General features: G+C 52.1%; 1 protein-coding gene (running past one end of the window). It reads right to left on the reverse strand.

Features of this window, described 5'->3' with window-relative positions; translation table 11 throughout:
* A protein-coding gene (locus tag PHE24_02765) for a DUF2341 domain-containing protein (protein ID MDD4902036.1) crosses the window boundary here: on the reverse strand, positions 1 to 20,661 show its 3' portion. It continues 6,378 nt past the right edge of the window; only the last 20,661 of its 27,039 coding nucleotides appear in the window; the start codon falls outside the window, past its right edge; its stop codon occupies positions 1 to 3.

Here is a 20,661-nt window from a genome sequence, read left to right on the forward strand (position 1 = left end):
TTAGTAAGTCGGCACCAAGATATACACAATATTCGTCGAGTAATCCCCGGCCGGCTGCAGGCTGCCGATGCCGGCGCGGAAAATTAAATCGAAGGTTTCATCGGTCACCGGAATCGAACTGTAAGAAATTTCCTGGTTGCTTGAATCAAATTGCGCGTAAGTGTTATCGGCGGCAAAGCGCGAAGGCGCCGCTCCGGAAAGAGTATCGTCGCCGGAATGATAACCGAAATCGCTCGGGTTGAAGACAACAGGCCAAGCCGCGGGCGAAGCGTTAGTCCAAGGAACCGGATTTATTATCGCTCCGTTCGAACTGATGAAATCGTTGGTTTGGAAGGCATACAAACTGTAACCCCATTCCGCGTTAGTGGAGACGGTAAACCGCTGCGCGCCGATCACCTGATTGTCGGGAGCAAGCACGCCGAACGGAACGCTCGCCTCGCTGGTCGTCGCGGTGGTGACGATTCCTTCCGTGGCCGTGCCGGCCGGCAGTCCGGCCACGGTCAAGGTCAGGCTGCCGGCGGCGGCGATCAGACTCGGGTAAACAGCATAAGGTTTGGTGGGAATCGGCTGATCAATATTATTATCGTAACCGCGGAAATAATAAACGGTTCCGGAAGCCGCGCCATTGTTCCTGATGGTAAATTCCCATTCGCCCCAGCTGTTGGCCGGCTGCACGGCCGAGGAAGTGGAAATACCGGATTCGTTATGAGTCATCTTTGCCGTGGTCGTGCTTAGTAATAAATTTTGGATCGGATCATTATCCAGATCAATGCCATCGGCATAAGTCCAATCGGTAGTTGAGCTGATCTCCCCTACCCAATTTACGTCAGTTAAAAAATCAGAATAAGTGGAATACTGCAAACGGATCTTGGTATCAAGCGCGTCAAGACCCTGGATTTCCTGGAAAGCCATTCTTAATTTCATTATTTGTCCGTCCGTGATATTGTTTGGCGTCGCGTTTTCATCAGCCAGCGGAATTTGCGGCGTTTCATTATATTGATCCTGATACCAGCGCCAGGGACCGCCCGAGCGCTTAGTGCTCCAGAGATAAACGGAAATTTCTTCCGAGGAACTGGATTTATTGCCGTATTGATCATAAGCCCAGATGCGGAAGACGTATTGCTGGTTGGCCGTCAAGCCGGTGACGGTCGTGGTGGCCGCGCTGTTATAATCGGCGTAACCCAAATTAGGATCGGACGTCGATCCCCAAAGCGAATCGCTCTCGGTTACGCCCGAACTGCCTACCTTATAATATATCCGGTACTCTTTAAAGTGGGTGTCCGAGGATGCCGAGCCGAACACCAGAGTGACCGAACCGGTGGTTTTGCTGGTGGTGGCCAAGTTCCCCGGATTGGTCGGCTTGACCTGATCGATGATGACCGTGGTGGTGGCCGAGACGGTTTGATTGTCATAACCGTCGTAGGCCGTGCCGCGCAAACAAAAAATTTGATCAATGCCGGAGACATCATTCAAGGTCGGCCAATCAAAAGCCACGGTATTGGTGCCGTAAGCCGTGATGATCATATTGCCGGTAGTGGAGCCGATCTGATAGGTTTCGCTATTGTCGATATCGGGAAGCCCGTAAGTCGCGCTCACCGAGGCCGGATCAGTATCCAGAGTAGGATCAAGCGACGAGCCGAAATCGCAGGAAGAATTGGCCCCGAATTCCAGCTTGAGCTGGGTGGGATAACCGGCCGGATGCGAAACGTTTAAAGTCATTCTGACCACTGCTGAACCGTCTCTTTTTTGCTGCGCGGACAAGAAAGAGCTGTCAGGCGGCGGCGATAAGGTCAATTCCGGATAGCGTGTGTAAGCGTCCAATACCTGACCGTTCTTCAAGACGCGGAAACAATAAGTCTGGCCGGCCGCGGCATTGGTGGTCGCCTGGAAAGCATATTCCAATTCAGTATATTCGTTAGCGCCCAAAGTGGTCGAGGCGCTTTGATTGCTCAAGGCCTTGATCAAACTGCCAGGCACGAAATTGTAGCCCTCGGCATTATTAAAGCGCTGGACGGTCGGTTCGCCGTTGAAGAAATAGCTGGAATCGATCATGGCAAAATCATCGGCGGCCGTGGTGGTCGGCACATCATTCCAGGAAACCACCGCCGCGCAACTGGCCGCCTTATCCGCGTATTGCACTTTGTATTGATCTGTTGTTGACCAATCGCCGATATTGGCCACGCTGATCCTGACTCTGACTGGTTTTTCCTTGCCCAGATAAAGAATGTTGGTCGGATCAACCGTGTCCTCGGCCTCGCGCCAAGTCGCGCCTGTGCTGCTATACGTGGTGGTGGACACCTGGTTAACAGCCGACGATTTATTGCCGTAGTAATCATAGGCCCAGATATTAAAGGAATATTGGGCTACCGCGGTCAAATTAGAGACCGCGGTGGTGGCTTTGCCGTTATAATCGGCAAACCCCAAGTTATAATCCAGCGCTTTGGTCAAAGACAGATCGGCTTCGGTGACCGTGGCCGTGCCGACTTGGTAGAAAACTTTATATTCCCGGAAATGCGAATCAGCCGCGGCCGAACCGAATTTCAAGAAAACATAATCGCCATTAACGCGGGAGACAGAGAGATCGCCAGGGGTGGAGGGCGCGGCATTATCGATCACTAAACTGGTGGTGGCCGATGCAAGTTGATCATTTTTTCCATCGTTGATCGTCAAGCGCAAACAATAAATTCCGTCGCCGGTTGGCAAATCCAAGCCAGCGAGCCAATCGAAGTTAACCGTGTTCGGCCCGCTGGTAGTGATAATCCGGGAAGCGTCGCCGATTTGATAAGCGTTATTATTATTAAGATCCGGGTGGCCGAAGCTGGCGCTGATCGTGGAACTGGCGTTGTTCAAAGTCGGGTCAAGCGGCGAGCCATGGCAATCGGCATCGGCAAAATATTCCAGCTTGGCCGCGACCGAATCGCCGTCCGGGTCGCTGGTAGTGAAGGAAATGTCGACCACGCCGCTGCCGTTGGTTTCCTCGGCGGCCGAATTGAAGGTCCCGGTCGGCAAATGATCAGTGGAATAAGTTGTTTCCGTGGAACTGGCTTTATGCCCGTAATCATCATAAGCGAAAATCTTAAAACTGTACTGTTTGCCGCCGGTCAGCCCGGTCGCGGTGGTCGTGGCCGCGCCATTATAATTAATGTAGGCGAGATTGGCATCGGACAATTCCGTGTCGCTTTCGGTAACGCCGGTCCCCTGCTTATAGAAAATGCGGTAGCTTTGGAAATTGGTTTCCCGGGTTGCCGCGCCAAAAACAAGTTCCAGATAAGTCGAACCTCTTTTGCCCAAAGTCAAAGCGCCGGGAGCGGTCGGTTTGATATTATCGATGACTAGCGAAGTCGTGGCCGGCGCTGCCTGATCTTCAATTCCGTCGTTAGCGGTTAAGCGCAAACAATAAACCGCGTTGCCGGCCGGCAGATCGATCGTGGAAAGCCAATCAAAATTAACCGTATTGGCGCCGGAGCTGGTAATGATCCAGCCGCTCGAATTGCCGATCTGGTAAGCGTTGGTGTTGCTGATCTTAGCATCGCCATAAGTGGAAGTGGCGGTATAATCGGTTTCGTCCAAAGTTGTCGCGTATGGCGCGCCCACGCAGCGGGAATTGGCGAAGAACTCCAGCTTGGCTTTTAAATTATCCTGGTTGGCATCGTTGGCGATAATGGCGATGTCCACCCGGCCCGAGCCGTCGGTCTGCTCTGAAGCCGAGGCAAAACTCGCGGTCGGAAGAGCGTTGGTGGTCGCGGTCAATTCGGACGTGGAGCTGGCTCGCCTACCTGTTGAATCATAAGCGTAAATATTAAAGACGTATTGAGTATTGGCCGCCAAATTAGCAATAGTGGTCGAACCCGCGCCGTTATAATTAATGTAGGCGAGATTGGCATCCGAGCTTGAACCCCAGAGCGAATCGGTTTCCTTTACGCCGCTCGACCCGGCTTGGTAGAATATTTTATATTGAGTAAAGAAGGCTGAAGCGCTTTCTGCTCCGAAATTCAAGGTCAAGCTATGCGAAGTCTTGGAATCCAAGGTTAACGCGCCAGGAAGAGTCGGCCCATTGCCCGAGACCGTGAAGTTCGGCACGGTATCATTGAACTTGGTCCAATTGGAACAGGCATTTTCTTCGTCGCAAACCAGCGCTTGCCATTTATAACCGACTGCCGAATCCGGCAGACCGGGGACAGTAACTTGATCGCCCATGCCGGTTCTTGTCTCTTCGGCACCGGCATTGGTAAATGATTCCGGATCATTTTGATTGCGATAAGTCGTGCTTATCCAAGCGGCGCCGGCCTTAGTGTCCGCCACGGTGATTTCATCAAGCCGGCCGTCAAAACCTAAGCCAATTCGCAGCGGCTGATCATTGGTTTCGGGCGCGGTGGAAAAAGTGGTGCTGGCCTGTGATTGGCCGTTCAGCTTAAGTTCCAAATGAGAACTATCCCCGAGCAAAGTGAAATATTGCCAGCTATCAGTGGCGATCAGCGCGTCCACCGTGGTCGTGCCGTAACCAGCCGAGAGATAACTCCCCTTTTGCGAAACTTGATAATTTTGCTTATCCGCGATGATCCGGGGATTGGCCAAAGCGGATAGTCCGCTCGCGTTCGAAGAAATTCGCCACTCGCCTACCCAATCGCCGCTGCCGTTCACCACTCTGACAATGATGGTATTCCAGCCTTGTTTCAAATCGACCGCGTTAACCAGAGCATCAGCCGTGAAGCCGTGGACCTGGCAATCGGCCGAAATCAAACGGCCGTTCACCCACAATTCACTGCCGTCATCAGAACCGCGGGAAATATTGACCGTGCGGCCATCCGGCGAATAAATGTAAGCTCCGACATAAGCTTCGGAGTTCACCGCCGTGTTTCCCCAAACTTTGTTCAAATCGATCGAATAGGGCGCGGCCTGATAATAAACCGAGGACAAACTGGTATCATAAACTTTCCAGGATGAGCCGTTAGCCCAAGTGTCGCTGCCATAAGTCGCGCCGGAATAAGGATCAATCATGGCCGGATCAAAAGCGCCCGCGGGAGCGCAATCCGCTCCGCCGTCAGCAGGCCATTTCAAGCCGACAAATTGATAACGGGCCTCGCCGCTACCTGACAAACTGTCGACTGTCGCCGTATCCGGGTTGATCCAGCCGGAAACGGTCAAACCGCCGGTAATATCCAAACTGGCCGAATTCGCCGCCTGCAAAAATTTGTTGGCGCTGTTAAAATCATCAGCTCCGTCAATAATGCCGGCGCGGCCTTTTTCGCTGCCGTCAAAATTATGGGTCGCGGCATTATTGGCGTTAACGGTCGAGTCTAATCTCGCCCCGGTGCCAGATTCGGCTAAATGCCAGACAGCCTGATAATCGCTGTTCCAAGTATTAGCCGAAGAAAGATCGGCGGTTTGGCCGGAGTTGCCGTAATACAGATAAATATCAGTGTCAACGCTCGCCGAAAGACCGGACTTGACCCAGAATTCGTATTCACCCGTCGTGGAATTGAATTTCTCTTGGGCAAAATTCAATAGGGTCCGGCCGTCAGCGGCGGTAAAAATGATATCATGTCCGTCGGCGCGGGCCTTGGCCGCCAGATCAGCATCGGTAGCCGTGGCGATCAAGATCGGGAAGTCAGTGAGATCAGCGGCCACTTGCGCGTGATTAACAGTGATCTTCCGGCGATACAACCAGCCGGCGTTATACCAATCGGACGGGCCCGAGGAAGTGGCGGCCGCCCAGATTTTGGCGGCGCAAGAATTAAAGGCGGTATTGCTCGCACAAGTTGTTCCTGGCGCGGAAGTCGCAGTAGTAAACCCAGTCCCATTATCCAACAATTGGAAATAGAAAGTGGTGCTGGTGGAATCCGTATCCACCACATTGGCCCGCAGCTTTACCGTAGCCTGATCAATGACCGCGCCGTTGAGAATGGGCGTGCCGTCGCTCTTGGTCTGTTTAAGGTCATTGGGGTTATCCGGCTTTTGGTTGATTTTGAAACTGACCGGAGTGGCGCTGGCTTTATTGCCGTAATCATCGTCAGCCCAGATATTGGCCGCATACCAATTGCCCGCGGTCAAGCCGCTAATGGTGGTCGTGGCCGCGCCGTTATAATTCTGATAATTCAAATTGCTGTCGGTCTTTTCATTGTCCGTTTCCGCCACCGGCGGGCTGCCGGTTTTGTAGAAAATCCGGTAGCGGTAAAAATTAGCTTCCGCGGCCGCGGCGCCATAATTCAAGATCGCGCTGCTGCCGACTTTTTTGTTGATTGTCAGATTGCCCAGCCCGGTCGGGGCTTTATTATCAATATACAAGGCGGTGGTGGTCGCCGTCGAATCATATGATCCGTTATTAACGGTCAGGCGCAGACAATAAGTCCCTTCGGCCGCCGGCACATCCGCCTGGGAAAGCCAGACGAAGTTGACGGTGTTGGCGCCGTCAGAGGTGCTGATGTAACCGGTGCTGGTGCCGACCTGATAGGAATTTTTATTCTGGATGACCGGAGTGCCGGTCGAGGCGGAGATCGATGACGGGTCTTCGTCCAAAGTCGGCTTAAGCGGCGAGCCGGTGCAGCCGGAATTGGCAAAATATTCCAGCTTGGCGCGAGTATCATAGTCATTAGGATCATCGGCGGTAATGGAAATATTAATGCGCCCCGAACCATCAACCTGCTCCGCGGCGGAATTGATCACGCCGGTCGGACCGACCGGGGTCTTGGTGGTGAATTCAGGGCTGCTGGAAGCTTTATTGCCGTAAAGATCATAAGCCCAGATATTGAAAACATAATCAGTATTGGTATTCAAGCCGGCGATTGTCGTGGTGGCATGGCCGGAATAATCAAGGACGCTTAGGACCGCGTCCGAGGAAGAGCCGAACAGGGTATTATGTTCATTAACGCCGCTGGTTCCCGCTTTATAATAAATTTTATATTGGCGGAAATTGGTTTCGGTGGCGGCCGTGCCGAACAAAACAGTCACGCTGTTGATGGTTTTTTTGCTCAAAGTCAAAGCGCCCAAAGCAGCCGGCGGGGCATTATCAATGATCAAAGTGGTCGTGGCCGACTTGGTGCCGCCGCGATTGTCGTTCGCCGTGACCCGGAGACAATAGATACCATCACCGGCGGGCAGATCAGTTTTACTCGGCCATTCAAAATTGAGCGTATTATTACCGAAGGAAGTCAGGATCCAGCCGGTCGAGGTGCCGATCTGGTAATCATTTTTATTTTGGATGGTCGGGTGGCCGAAGAAAGCGGATGAATGCGTATATCTCTCATCAAGCGCTGCCTTAAGCGGGCTGGAAAAATCGCAGCTGGAACCGGCCGCGTATTCCACTCTCGCCATTGTTTGATTGTCGCCGTCCGGATCGCCGACCAGCAAGGAAATATCCACCACCCCCGTGCCATTTGTTCTTTCCGCCGCTGAATTAAAAATAATGGTCGGCAAGCGGTCGGTGCGCTCCCAGATCATCGTCGAGCTGGTTTTACCGCCGTAATTATCATAGGCCCAAATCGAGAAACTATAAGCCGTGCCGCTATTTAAGCCGGTGACAGTGGTGGAAGATTTACCGTTGAAATCGATCGCGCCCAAATTAGCATCCGAGCTGGAACCCCAGAGCGAGTCGGTTTCGCGAACCGGCGTGGTTGAACCGACGCGATAATAAATTTTATACTGCGAAAAACCAGCGCCCGTGACCGGAGCGGGGTAGCCAAGTTTCATCGAAGCGGAACTTGAAGCGATCACGGTCAGCGGACCGGGCGTGGAAAGATTGGAGCTGGCCAGAATGAAATTGGGAATGGTTTCATTGAATTTCTTCCAGGCTCTCGAGCAGCCGTCGGCATCGCAAGCCAAGGCCTGCCATTTGTAACTTCCAAAAGGAATATTCTTTAAATCGACTTTTACGGCATTGGCCGCCAGCCAAACTTTGCTGGAACAGCCGGCGTAGGCGGTGCCGGAAGAGCAGGCATTGCTCGGCGTGGAAGTGGAAGTTTTAAACGATTCCGAGCTGGTGGCCAGCTGGTAATAAATAGTCACTGAATCGCCGTCCGCGTCGGTCGTGGTCGCGTAAAGATTAACTTCATCAATATCCAACCAGGAATTATTAGGAATAACAGTAATGCCATCGGACCGATATTGCTCCAGGTTATCGGGAATCGCCGGGAAATTCTTGGTCGCCGTGGAGAATTCAGTGGAACTGGCTTTGTTGCCGGCCGAATCATAAGCGTAAATATTGAAAACATATTGCGTGCCGGCGTTGAGGCCGGAGATAGCAGTAGTGGCATGGGAAAGATAAGTTTGTGAACCTAACGCCGCGTCAGAAGAAGAACTGAAGAGTATATCGCTCTCGGTAACGCCGGAGGAACCGACTTTGTAGAAAATCTTGTATTGGGAGAAATTGGTTTCATCGGTGGCCGAGCCAAAAAAGAGATCAATGGAAGTATCGGTTTTTTTGCTTAATGACAAATCGCCGGGGGCGGTCGGGTCGGTCTCATCATTCGTAAAGTTAGGCGTGCCGGCGTCAAAGGCCTTCCAGTTTCGCGCGCAGCCGTCAATATCGCAAGCTAACGCCTGCCATTTATAGCTGCCCTCGGGGATAGCTTTAATGTCGGCCGGGGAATTGTTGCGCCAAACCTTCGACGGGCAGGAAGCATAAGCGGTGCCGGACGAGCAAGCATCGGCCGGAGTCGTAGTGGCGGTAAGATACGAACCGCTCGTCGAGGCTAATTGATAATAGAGAGTGACGGGGTCGGCATCGGCATCGGTGGTGGTGGCAAAAAGATTGACTTCGTTTTGATTGATGAAGGCGCCATTGGGTATGACCGTAATTCCGTCGGCGCGATATTGGATAAGACCGGAAGCTTGCGCCGGGAAATTCTTGGTGGTGGTGGTGAATTCGGAAGTGCTACTGGCGATGTTGCCGTAAGAATCATAGGCGAAAAGATTGAACACGTAGGCCGTGCCGGAATCAAGACCGCTGATGGTGGTGGTGGCGTGGCTCAAATATGTCTGCGAAGCGAGAGCCGGATCGCTCGAAGAGCCGAAGAGCGTATCGGTTTGCTTCACGCCCGCGGTACCGGCTTTGTAGTAGATCTTGTATTGGGAGAAATTGGTTTCAACTGCTTGGGCATTGAAATTGACCGTGATCGAATTATCGTTTTTCTTAGATAAGGTGAGCGGACCGAAATCAGCCGGCGCTTGGTTATCGATAATGAGCGAGGTGGTGGCGAAAGCGGTGGCGCCGCGGTTGTCATTGACCGAAAGCTGGAGGCAATATATTCCCTCCCCGGCGGGCAGATCATTTTTAGAGAGCCAAACCGTGTTGACCGTATTCGCGCCCGAGGATGTCAAAATCCAGCCGGTTGAGGTACCGATCTGATAAGTATTTTTGTTCTGGACTTTGGGATCGCCGTAGGTCGCGGTGGTATTGGCATCGGTTTCATCGAGCGTGGTTGGCGCTCCGGAACTATGGCAATATTGATCGGTGAAATATCGCACTTGCGCCATCACCTGATCGTCCTGGTCCGGATCAGAAACAACGAAAGACAGATCAGCCTTGCCGGTAGCATCGATCCGTTCGGCCGCGGAATTAATAATGATGGCGGGATTGCGGTCGGTGCGGTCCCAGATCAACGTGGAGCTGGATCGATTGCCGGCTTGATCATAGGCCCAGAGCGAAAAACTGTAAGTAGCGGCCGGAGTAAGACCGGTAATGGTAGTCGAGGACTTGCCGTTGAAATTGAGAGAACTCAAATTAGGATCAGAGCTCGAGCCCCAGAGCGAGTCGGTTTCGCGGATGGGCGTGGTCGAGCCGAGGCGGTAGTAGATTTTATATTGCTGAAAATTAGTTTCCGTAACCGCGGCAGGTATTCCGAGCTTGATCGAAGTAGTGGAGGAAGCAAGGCGGGTTAAAGGATCGGGAGCGGAGGGCGGCGCAGTATCAACGATGAAATTGGGAACCGAGACTTCGAATTTTTTCCAGGCTGTTGAGCAGCCGTCCATGTCGCAGGCCAAAACTTGCCACTGGTAATCATTATCGGGAATGGTTTTGATATTGACTTTTTTGGTGGCGGCCGGAGTATACCAGACTCGGGACGGGCAGGAAGCATAAGCCGTGCCGGACGAACAAGCATCGGCCGGAGTCGTGGTGGCGGTAAGATACGAACCGCTCGTCGAGGCTAATTGATAGTAGAGAGTGATGGGGTCGGCATCGGCATCGGTGGTGGTGGCGAAAAGATTGACTTCGTTTTGATTGATAAAGGCGCCATTGGGTATAACTGTCACTCCGTCGGCGCGATATTGGATAAGACCGGAAGCCTGCGCCGGGAAATTTTTGGTGGTAGTGGTGAATTCGGAAGTGCTCGAAGCGATGTTGCCGTAAGAATCATAGGCGAAAAGATTGAACACGTAGGCTGTGCCGGAATCAAGACCGCTGATGGTGGTGGTGGCGTGGCTCAAATATGTCTGCGAAGCGAGAGCCGGATCGCTCGAAGAGCCGAAGAGCGTATCGGTTTGCTTCACGCCCGCAGTACCGGCTTTGTAGTAGATCTTGTATTGGGAGAAATGGGTTTCCGTGGTTTCCGAGCCAAAGACAAGCGTGACCGAACTGTCATTCTTTTTGTTCAAAGTTAAATTACCCGGGCTCGTCGGGGCAACGTTATCAATGACGATCGAAGTGGTGGCAAAAGCAGTGGCGCCGCGGTTATCGTTGATCGTCAGCTTGAGGCAATAGGTGCCATCGCCCGCGGGCAGATCAGACAATGATTGCCAAATTGTGTTAACCGTATTAACGCCGGAAGAAGTCAGGATCCAGCCGGTTGAGGTACCGATCTGATAAGTATTTTTGTTCTGGACTTTGGGATCGCCGTAAGTGGCAGTGGTGTTGGCATCGGTTTCGTCGATCTCGGCCTGGTTTCCTGCCGCCCGACAATATTGATCGGAAAAATATTGCACTCTGGCCATCACCTGGTTGTCCTGATCCGGATCATTAACCGCGAAAGCCAGATCAACCATGCCGGTGCCGTCAAATCGTTCAACAACTGAATTTATCGCCAGAGTCGGATCGCGATCAGTGCGATCCCACATCAAACTGGAACTGGATTTACGGCCAGCCTGGTCATAGGCCCAGAGCGAAAAACTGTAAACCGTGGCCGGAGTCAAGCCGGTAATAGTCGTCGAGGATTTGCCGTTGAAATTAATGTCGCTCAAATTAGGGTCCGAACTTGAACCCCAAAGCGAATCGGTTTCGCGGATCGGTGTAGTGGAACCAAGGCGATAAAATATCTTGTATTGACTGAAGCTGGAAGCGGTTATTGGCGCGGGGAAACCGAGCTTGATGGAAACAGTGGTGGAAGCGATCCTGGTCAAAGGATCGGGAGTCGAAGGCGGAATCATGCCGATCCTGAAGTTGGGGATCGAGTTATTGAAAGTTTTCCAATTTCTTGAACAACCGTCAATATCGCAGGCTAACGCTTGCCATTTGAAATCGCCATCGGGAAACGCGGTAATATCGGCTTTTTTGGTGGCGGCGGCAGTGTACCAAACGCGGGAAGGGCAGCTTGCCCAGGCCGTACCGGATGAGCAGGCATTGACCGGAGTGGTGGTGGCCGTAAGATAGGCGCCGCTGGTAGTGGCTATTTGATAGTAAAGAGTGATGGGGTCGGCATCGGCGTCGGTGGTAGTGGCAAAAAGATTGACCTCATCTTGATCAATGATCGCGCCATTAGCAATCACCGTAATACCATCAGCTTGGTATTGTTCAAGGCTGGGAGGAAGCTCCGGGAATGATTTGGTCGTCGTGGTAAATTCGGAAGTGCTGGAAGCCACGTTGCCGTAAGTATCATAAGCGAAAAGATTGAACACATAATCAGTCCCGGAATATAAGTTTTCAACGGTGGTAGTGGCATGGCCCGAGTAATCAAGATATCCCAAGGCCGAGTCATCGGTGGAATCAAAAAGCGAATCGGTTTGTTTAACGCCCGAACTGCCGGCTTTGTAATAAATCTTATATTCCTGGAAATGATTTTCCGAAGCCTCGGAACCGAAATTGACCGTGATCGAACTGTCGTTCTTGCGGGACAAAGTGAGCGGGCCGAAATCAGCCGGCGCTTTATTGTCGATAATGAAGGAAGTGGTAGCCAGAGCAGTACCATCGCGGTTATCGTCGATCATGAGCTTCAGACAATAGGTTCCGTCGCCGGCGGGCAAATCGGCTTTGGAGAGCCAAACCGTATTAATCGTGTTAATTCCCGGCGAGGTCAGAATCCAGCCGGTGGAAGTGCCGATCTGATAAGTATTTTTATTCTGCACTTTGGGATCGCCGTAAGTGGCGGTGGTGTTGGCGTCGGTTTCGTCGATCTCCGCCTGGTTGCCGGCCGAATGGCAATTTTGATCGGTATAATACTGCACTCTGGCCATCACCTGATCGTCATCGTCATAATCATTGACGGCAAAAGAAAGATCGACTCTGCCCGAACCGTCAACTCGTTCGGCCACGGAATTAATGGCGAGTGTGGGGCTTCGGTTAGTGCGATCCCAAACTAAAGTCGAACTGGATCGATTGCCAGCCTGATCGTAAGCCCAGAGCGAAAAGCTGTAAGTAGCGGCTGGAGTAAGGCCGGTGATGGTGGTGGAAGACTTGCCGTTGAAAGTTTGCGAAGAAAGATTAATATCCGAACTCGAACCCCAGAGCGAATCAGTTTCATGAATCTCCGTGGTCGAACCAACGCGGTAGTAAATCTTGTATTGGGCAAAAGTGGAAGCGGTTATTGGCGCGGGAAAACCAAGTTTGATCGAAACCGTGGTAGAAGCGATCTTAATCAAGGGGTCGGGCTTGGAAGGACCGACCGCGCCGATCCGGAAGTTGGGAACCGAGCCGGAGAAAGTTTTCCAATTTTTCGAACAGCCGTCCATGTCGCAGGCCAAAACTTGCCACTGGTAATCATTGTCGGGAATGGAGCTGAGGTCGACTTTTTTGGTGGCGGCCGGAGTATACCAGACCCTTGACGGGCAGGAAGCATAAGCGGTGCCGGACGAGCAAGCATCGGCCGGAGTCGTAGTGGCGGTAAGATACGAACCGGAAGTCGAGGCTAATTGATAGTAGAGAGTGATAGGGTCGGCATCGGCATCGGTGGTGGTGGCAAAAAGATTGACTTCGTTTTGATTGATGAAGGCGCCATTGGGTATGACCGTAATTCCGTCGGCGCGATATTGGATAAGACCGGAAGCTTGCGCCGGGAAATTTTTGGTGGCAGTGGTGAATTCGGAAGTGCTACTGGCGATGTTGCCGTAAGAATCATAGGCGAAAAGATTGAACACATAGGCCGTGCCGGAATCAAGACCGCTGATGGTGGTAGTGGCGTGGCTCAAATATGTCTGCGAGCCCAAGGCCGCATCCGAGGAGGAACCGAAGAGCGTATCGGTTTGCTTCACGCCCGCGGTACCGGCTTTGTAGTAGATCTTGTATTGGGAGAAATTGGTTTCAACTGCTTGGGCATTGAAATTGACCGTGATCGAATTATCGTTTTTCTTGGATAAAGTGAGCGGACCGAAATCAGCCGGCGCTTGGTTATCGATAATGAGCGAGGTGGTGGCGAAAGCGGTGGCGCCGCGGTTATCATTGACCGAAAGCTGGAGGCAATATATTCCCTCCCCGGCGGGCAGATCATTTTTGGAGAGCCAAACCGTGTTGACCGTATTCGCGCCCGAGGATGTCAAAATCCAGCCGGTTGAGGTACCGATCTGGTAAGTATTTTTGTTCTGCACTTTGGGGTCGCCGTAGGTCGCGGTGGTATTGGCATCGGTTTCATCGAGCGTGGTTGGCGCTCCGGAACTATGGCAATACTGATCGGTGAAATATCGCACTTGCGCCATCACCTGATCGTCCCGGTCAGGATCAGAAACAACGAAAGACAGATCAGCCTTGCCGGTAGCATCGATCCGTTCGGCCGCGGAATTAATGATGACGGCGGGATTGCGGTCGGTGCGGTCCCAGATCAACGTGGAGCTGGATCGATTGCCGGCTTGATCATAGGCCCAGAGCGAAAAACTGTAAGTAGCGGCCGGATTCAATCCGGTAATAGTGGTCGAGGACTTGCCGTTGAAATTGAGAGAACTCAAATTAGGATCAGAGCTCGAACCCCAGAGCGAGTCGGTTTCGCGGATGGGCGTGGTCGAGCCGAGGCGGTAAAATATCTTGTATTGAGCAAAGGCGGAAGCCGTCACCGGCGCCGGGAAACCGAGTTTGATGGCAACGGTGGTGGAAGCGATCCTGGTTAAAGGATTGGGAGTGGAAGGCGGAACCGCGCCGATCCTGAAGTTAGGCGTCGAAGCGTTGAATGCCTGCCAATTCCTGGCGCAGCCGTCGGCATCGCAGGCCAAAACTTGCCATTTATAATCATTGTCGGGAATTGTCTTGATATCGACTTGTTTAATGGCAGCCGGAGCATACCAGACTCGGCCCGGACAAGAGGCGTAAGCGGCGCCCGAGGAGCAGGCGTTTACCGGCGTGGTAGTGGCGGTAAGATATGAACCGGAAGTGGTGGCTAATTGATAATAAAGAGTGATGGGATCAGAATCAGCGTCAGTGGAAGTGGCGGTGAGTTTGACTTCGTCTTCAGTGGTGAATGTGCCATTGGCGATCTCGGTCAAGCCATCGGAACGATACTGGTTCCAACCGGAAGAATCGGCCGGAAAATGTTTGGTGCCGGTGGTAAATTCGGCAGTGCTTGAGGCTACGTGGCCATAGGAATCGTAAGCAAAAAGATTGAAGACGTAGGTTGTGCTGGCATAAAGGCCGGTGACGGTGGTGGTGGCATGGGAAAGATAAGTCTGTGAACCCAGGGCCGGATCGTTCGCTGAACTCCAAAGCAAATCAGTTTCTTTGACGCCGCTTGAGCCGACTCGGTAATATATTTTATACTCTTGGAAATTAGTTTCCGCGGTGGCCGAGCTAAAATTGACCGTGACCGACCCATCGTTCTTTTTGTTCAAAGTTAAATTGCCCGGGCTCGTCGGAGCAACGTTGTCGATGATGATCGAAGTGGTGGCAAAAGTAGTGGCGCCGCGGTTATCGTTGATCGTCAGCTTGAGGCAATAGGTGCCATCGCCCGTGGGCAGATCAGACAGCGATTGCCAAACCGCGTTAACCGTATTAACGCCGGAAGAAGTCAGGATCCAACCGGTCGAAGTACCAATCTGAAAAGTATTTTTATTCTGCACTTTGGGATCGCCAAAAGTGGCGGTGGTATTGGCATCGGTTTCGTCGAGCGTGGTTGGCGCTCCGGAACTATGGCAATATTGATCGGTAAAATATCGCACTTGTGCCATCACCTGATCGTCCCGGTCAGGATCAGAAACAACGAAAGACAGATCAACGTTCCCGGTGGCATCAATTCGTTCGGCCGCGGAATTTATAACGATAATGGGGTCGCGGTCAGTGCGGTCCCAGATCAAAGTCGAACTGGATTTATGGCCGGCCTCGTCATAGGCCCAGAGCGAAAAGCTGTAAACCGTGGCCGGAGTCAAGCCGGTAATAGTCGTCGAGGATTTGCCGTTGAAATTAATGTCACTCAAATTAGGATCCGAACTTGAACCCCAAAGCGAATCGGTTTCGTGGATCAGCGTAGTGGAACCAAGTCGATAAAAAATCTTGTATTGAATAAAGGCGAAAGCAGTCACCGGCGCGGGGAAACCGAGTTTGATCGAAATGGTTGAGGAAGCAAGGCGGATCAAGGGATTGGGAGGAGTATGCAGCCCAATATCGATTTTGAAATTGGGAACCTCCGAGTTAAACGCGGCCCAAGTCTTGGCGCAACCATCAACATCGCAGGCTAACACCTGCCATTTATACTGGTCATTGGGAATAGTTTTAATATCAACTTTTTTGATTGAAGCGGGAGTGTACCAAACTCGGGAAGGGCACGAGTCATAGGCCGTACCGGATGAGCAGGCATCGGCCGGAGTGGTGGTGGCCGTCAGAAACGTGCCGCTGGTTGTGGCTATCTGGTAGTAAAGGGTGATGGCATCGGAGTCAGCGTCAGTGGAAGTGGCGAAAAATTTCATTTCGTCGATCGTAACCCAATCGTCGTTATTGACCACGGTTGTGCCATTGGCCAGATATTGGGTCGCTCCGGTAGCTTTGGCCGGCAAACTCTTGGTCGTCGCCGTAAATTCGGGCGAACCGCTGGCCTTATTGCCGTATTGATCATAAGCCCAAATATTGAAAACATAATTAGTGCCAAGATTAAGGCCGGTGAAAGTGGTGGTGGCGTGCTGGCTGAAATCAACATCAGCGAGCGCCGCATCGCCCGGCGAAGTTGATGAGCCGAACAAGATATCGGTCTCTTTTACTCCGGAGGTCCCGGCTTTATAAAAAATCTTATACTGGTTGAAATTGGTTTCCGATGATGACGCGTTAAAATTAGCGGTGATGCTCAAATTGCCGCGCTTATTCAAAGTAAGCGGGCCGGGGTTGGTCGGCGCGGCATTATCAATGACCAAACTGGTGGTAGCCGACAATGTCCCGCCCCGGTTATCATTGGCCGTAATCCGCAAACAATATATTCCATTTCCCGAAGGCAGGTTAGCTTTAGAAAGCCAGACAAAATTTACCGTGTTGGGAGTCGAGGACGACAAGATCCAGCCGGTCGAAGTGCCGATCTGATAAGAATTCTTATTCTGCACTTTGGGATCGCCCCAATGGGCCGTAGTGGCCCCATCGGTTTCATCCAGGGTCGGTACGAGCGGCGAGGCAAAATCGCAGCTGGCTCCGGGTCGGGCGACATATTCGACTTTAGCGGTTAAGTTATCCAGATCCGGATCGTCGGCATTGAAACTGACGTCAACTTTTCCCGAAGCATCGATCCGTTCCGCCGCCGAATTAAATACCAAAACATCGGGCAAACGATCAGTGCGATCCCAGATCAAAGTCGAACTGGATTTGTCGCCGATCTTATCATAAGCCCAGATGGAAAAACTATAGACAGTGCCCGGAGCAAGGCCGGTGACGGTAGTCGAGGATTTGCCGTTGAAATTGATATCGCCCAGATTGGCATCCGAGCTGGAACCCCAGAGCGAATCGGTTTCATGAATGGGCGTGGTAGAACCGAGGCGGTAATATATTTTGTATTGCGAAAAATTAAGTTCGGTGACCGGGGCGGGATAACCGAGTTTGATGGAGTCGGTGGTGGAAGCGATGCGGGTTAGCGGATCAGGAATAGTCGGCGGAAACAGCCAGTGAACATTATTGCCGCCGTTATCGACATCGGTTCCATTCACGGCATTGATATCATTAGTGGCCGAGGAATCTTTCACTGCCACGTAAGATACGGCCATTCCGGCGGGATTGATAAAATTCCAAGCGCTGCCGGAAGAATCAGATTGCAAGGTTACGAGGTTTCCGGTCGTACCGTTCCAATCCCCCGCCGTGTATGAAGTCAAAGTGAAGTTGCTGCCATTGGCGAAAGTATAAGTTTTGTTGGGTGTGAAGATTGCCCGGGCAAAGGTGACGTTATCGGCAAAAGTGGCGCCATTATCAAAAGTGCTTAGCGGGAAACTTTTGCCGTTGGCGGTGATGGTCGGCGTGCCGGTGAAAGTGAAAGCGCTGCCGGTGGTGGTGAAGGTCGTGGCGGCGGCGATGGTCGCATTGCCCGAGAGCGAAACGGTTTGGGAGTTGGTATTCAAAGTTCCGGCGGAAAGATTCAAGGTGTGGGCGGAAAGCGCGTCGCCAAGAGTGAAAGTCTTGGACGTGGAGGCAAGGGTCACGTCATAAAAACTTTTGCCGTTGGAAGTGATCGTGGCCGTATCTTTAAAAGTGACCTGCGAGGTGCTGGCGATGACGGTATGAGTGGCGCCCATGGTCCAGTTTCCGGCAACAGTCCATTGGGAAGTGCCGAAATTTTCCGTACAAGCGTAATTATTGGTTGCGTACGAGGCGACGGAAATTTGGCTGCCGGTATAATTTACAGTAAGCGTACCGGTGGTGGGATTGTTTTGCGGGCCGACCGTAAACGCGCCACAGCTGATATTTTGATTATTCAGGTCATAGGCAATCTGGCCATCGTTAAAACCCGAGCTGAAGAGCAAAGATTTGGCGTTATAATTTTGCGCCCCGGTAAATTTAAAATTCTCGCCCAGATAACCCCAATCGGTATAAATTATATTGCCCGATCCCCCGACCGTTAACGCCGGTATGTTTACCGTGATATTATTGTTATTCACGTAAAAATATAAAGTGCCATTAGGATTAAAATTGTAATTCGTCCCGACCGAAAACAAATCCCCCGAAGTGGTGCGTTCGAAATATAAATTTTTCCCGGCATCGGAAGTCAAAGTTGAGCTATTGCCCAAAGTGAGCGGTATTCCCGATGATGAAAAAACCGCCGATGAACTGGCATTTACTACGGCATTGGCCCCGAGAGTCAACGATTTGATGGTGGCGCTCTTAATGATATCAAGAGTCATTCCCGCGGTGCCGTTCATCGTGATCGTACAGCTGTTCGCCGTAAACGATCCGACGGTATCCGCGACGCGCAAGGTGGCCGACGGGCCGTTGACGGTTATGCTATTACCCAGGTTAACGGTGCCGCCGGTACCGTTAATAATGACTGAGCTGCTCGAAATAAGATTATATCCCGAAATCGACCAATTGCCCGTAAAGGCCGGGTTGACGGTGATCGAACCGACAGTCAGATCAGCGGTAGCGGCCGAGGAAGTCGCGCCGGAATTGAAAACCAGCTTATCGGTGGCAAGCAGCGGACCCATCGGATCGTAGTTATAGCCATCATTCATATTATTGGCATTGCCCGTGCTGGCGCGGCCGTACCAATAGCGGATAACGTCAAGGGTCACCGCCGCGCTGGCGCTGGTGGAAATATTTCCCGCCGCGTCTTTCGCCCAAGCGTAAGCGGTTTTGACTCCGGAAGCTCCCGAAAAAGTGAACGAGCTTTGCGGCGTAACCGACCAATTGGGATCGGCCAAACTTGGCGTGGCGGAAGTGGCGGTGATCAAATATCCGGTTACGCCGATATTGTCGCTAGCGCTAAAAGCGCTGACCGGGACAGTAGTCGAACCATAGCTGGCGGGCATGGTGAAAGAAGATACCGCCGGCGGCGTGATATCGATCGTCAGATGAGGGGCCGTGACTTTGAAAGCGGCCCAGGCTCGGGAACAGCCGTCATTATCGCAGGCCAATACTTGCCACTTATAGCCATTATCGGGAATGGTTTTCAGATCTGCTTTTTTAGTTGCCGCCAAAGTGTACCAAACCCGGGAAGGACAGGAGGCGTAAGCCGTGCCGCTCGAACAGGCGCTGACCGGAGTAGTCGTCGCGGTAAGATAGCTGCCGCTGGTGGTGGCTAATTGATAATAAAGCGTGATGGCATCGGCATCCGCGTCGGTGGAGGTGGCAAACAGATTAATTTCATTTTGATTGATAAAGCCGCCGTCAGCGATGGCCGTCACGCCGTCAGAACGATATTGGTCAAGATTCGATGGTTGAGCCGGGAAATTTTTGGTCGCGGTAGTGAATTCGGAAGTGCTTGACGCCAGATTGCCGTAAGTATCATAAGCAAAAAGATTAAAAACATAAGCAGCTCCGGAATTAAGGCCGGTGATGGTGGTGGTGGTATGGCCCGAGTAATTTTGATACCCCAGCGCCGAATCATTCACCGAGTTGAAAACCGAATCGGTTTGCTTCACTCCCGAACTGCCGATTTTGTAATAAATCTTGTATTGGGAAAAATGGTTTTCGCTCGCCGCGGAACCGAAATTAACCGTGACTGAAGTATCGTTTTTGCGAGAGAGCGTCAGCGGGCCGAAACTGGCCGGCGCTTTGTTGTCAATGATCAGCGAAGTAGTGGCCGAGACAGTGCCGCCGCGGTTATCATTGATCACGAGCTTCAGACAATAGGTGCCGTCACCGGCAGGAAGATCATGCTGTGAAAGCCAGACCGTGTTGATCGTGTTTACGCCCGAGGAAGTCAGGATCCAGCCGGTCGAGGTGCCGATCTGATAAGTATTTTTATTCTGGACTTTGGGATCGCCGTAGGTGGCCGTGGTGTTGGCGTCGGTTTCGTCCAGATACGCCTGATTCCCGGCCGAATGGCAATTTTGATCGGTGAAATATTGCAATTGCGCCATCACCTGGTCGTCCTGATCCGGATCATTGACGGCGAAAGAGAGATCGACTAATCCGGTGCCATCGATCCGCTCGGCGCGGGAATTGATCGCCAAAGTCGGGCTGCGGTCAGTGCGATCCCACATCAAACTCGAGCTGGATTTGTTGCCGGCTTGATCATAGGCCCAGAGCGAAAAGCTGTAGGTGGTGGCCGGAGTCAGGCCGGTGATGGTAGTCGAGGATTTGCCGTTGAAAGTAATGGAGCCTAAATTCGAATCCGAGCTGGAACTCCAAAGCGAGTCGCTTTCATGGATTAACGTGGTCGAGCCGAGGCGATAATAAATTTTGTATTGCTTGAAATTAGTTTCCGTGACCGCGGCAGGCATTCCAAGCTTGATCGAAGTAGTGGTGGAAGCGACGCGGGTGAAGGGATTGGGCGCGGAAGGCGCGGCCGTGTCGATCTTGATATTCGGAACAGTATCATTGAAAGTTTTCCAATTCCTCGCGCAGCCGTCAACGTCGCAAGCTAACGCTTGCCATTTGTATTGGCCGTCAGCGACGGTTTTTATATCGACTTTTTT

The sequence above is a fragment of the Patescibacteria group bacterium genome (genome assembly GCA_028707065.1).
In the GTDB taxonomy this organism is placed as follows: Bacteria; Patescibacteriota; Patescibacteriia; order Patescibacteriales; family WJLG01; genus JAQTUZ01.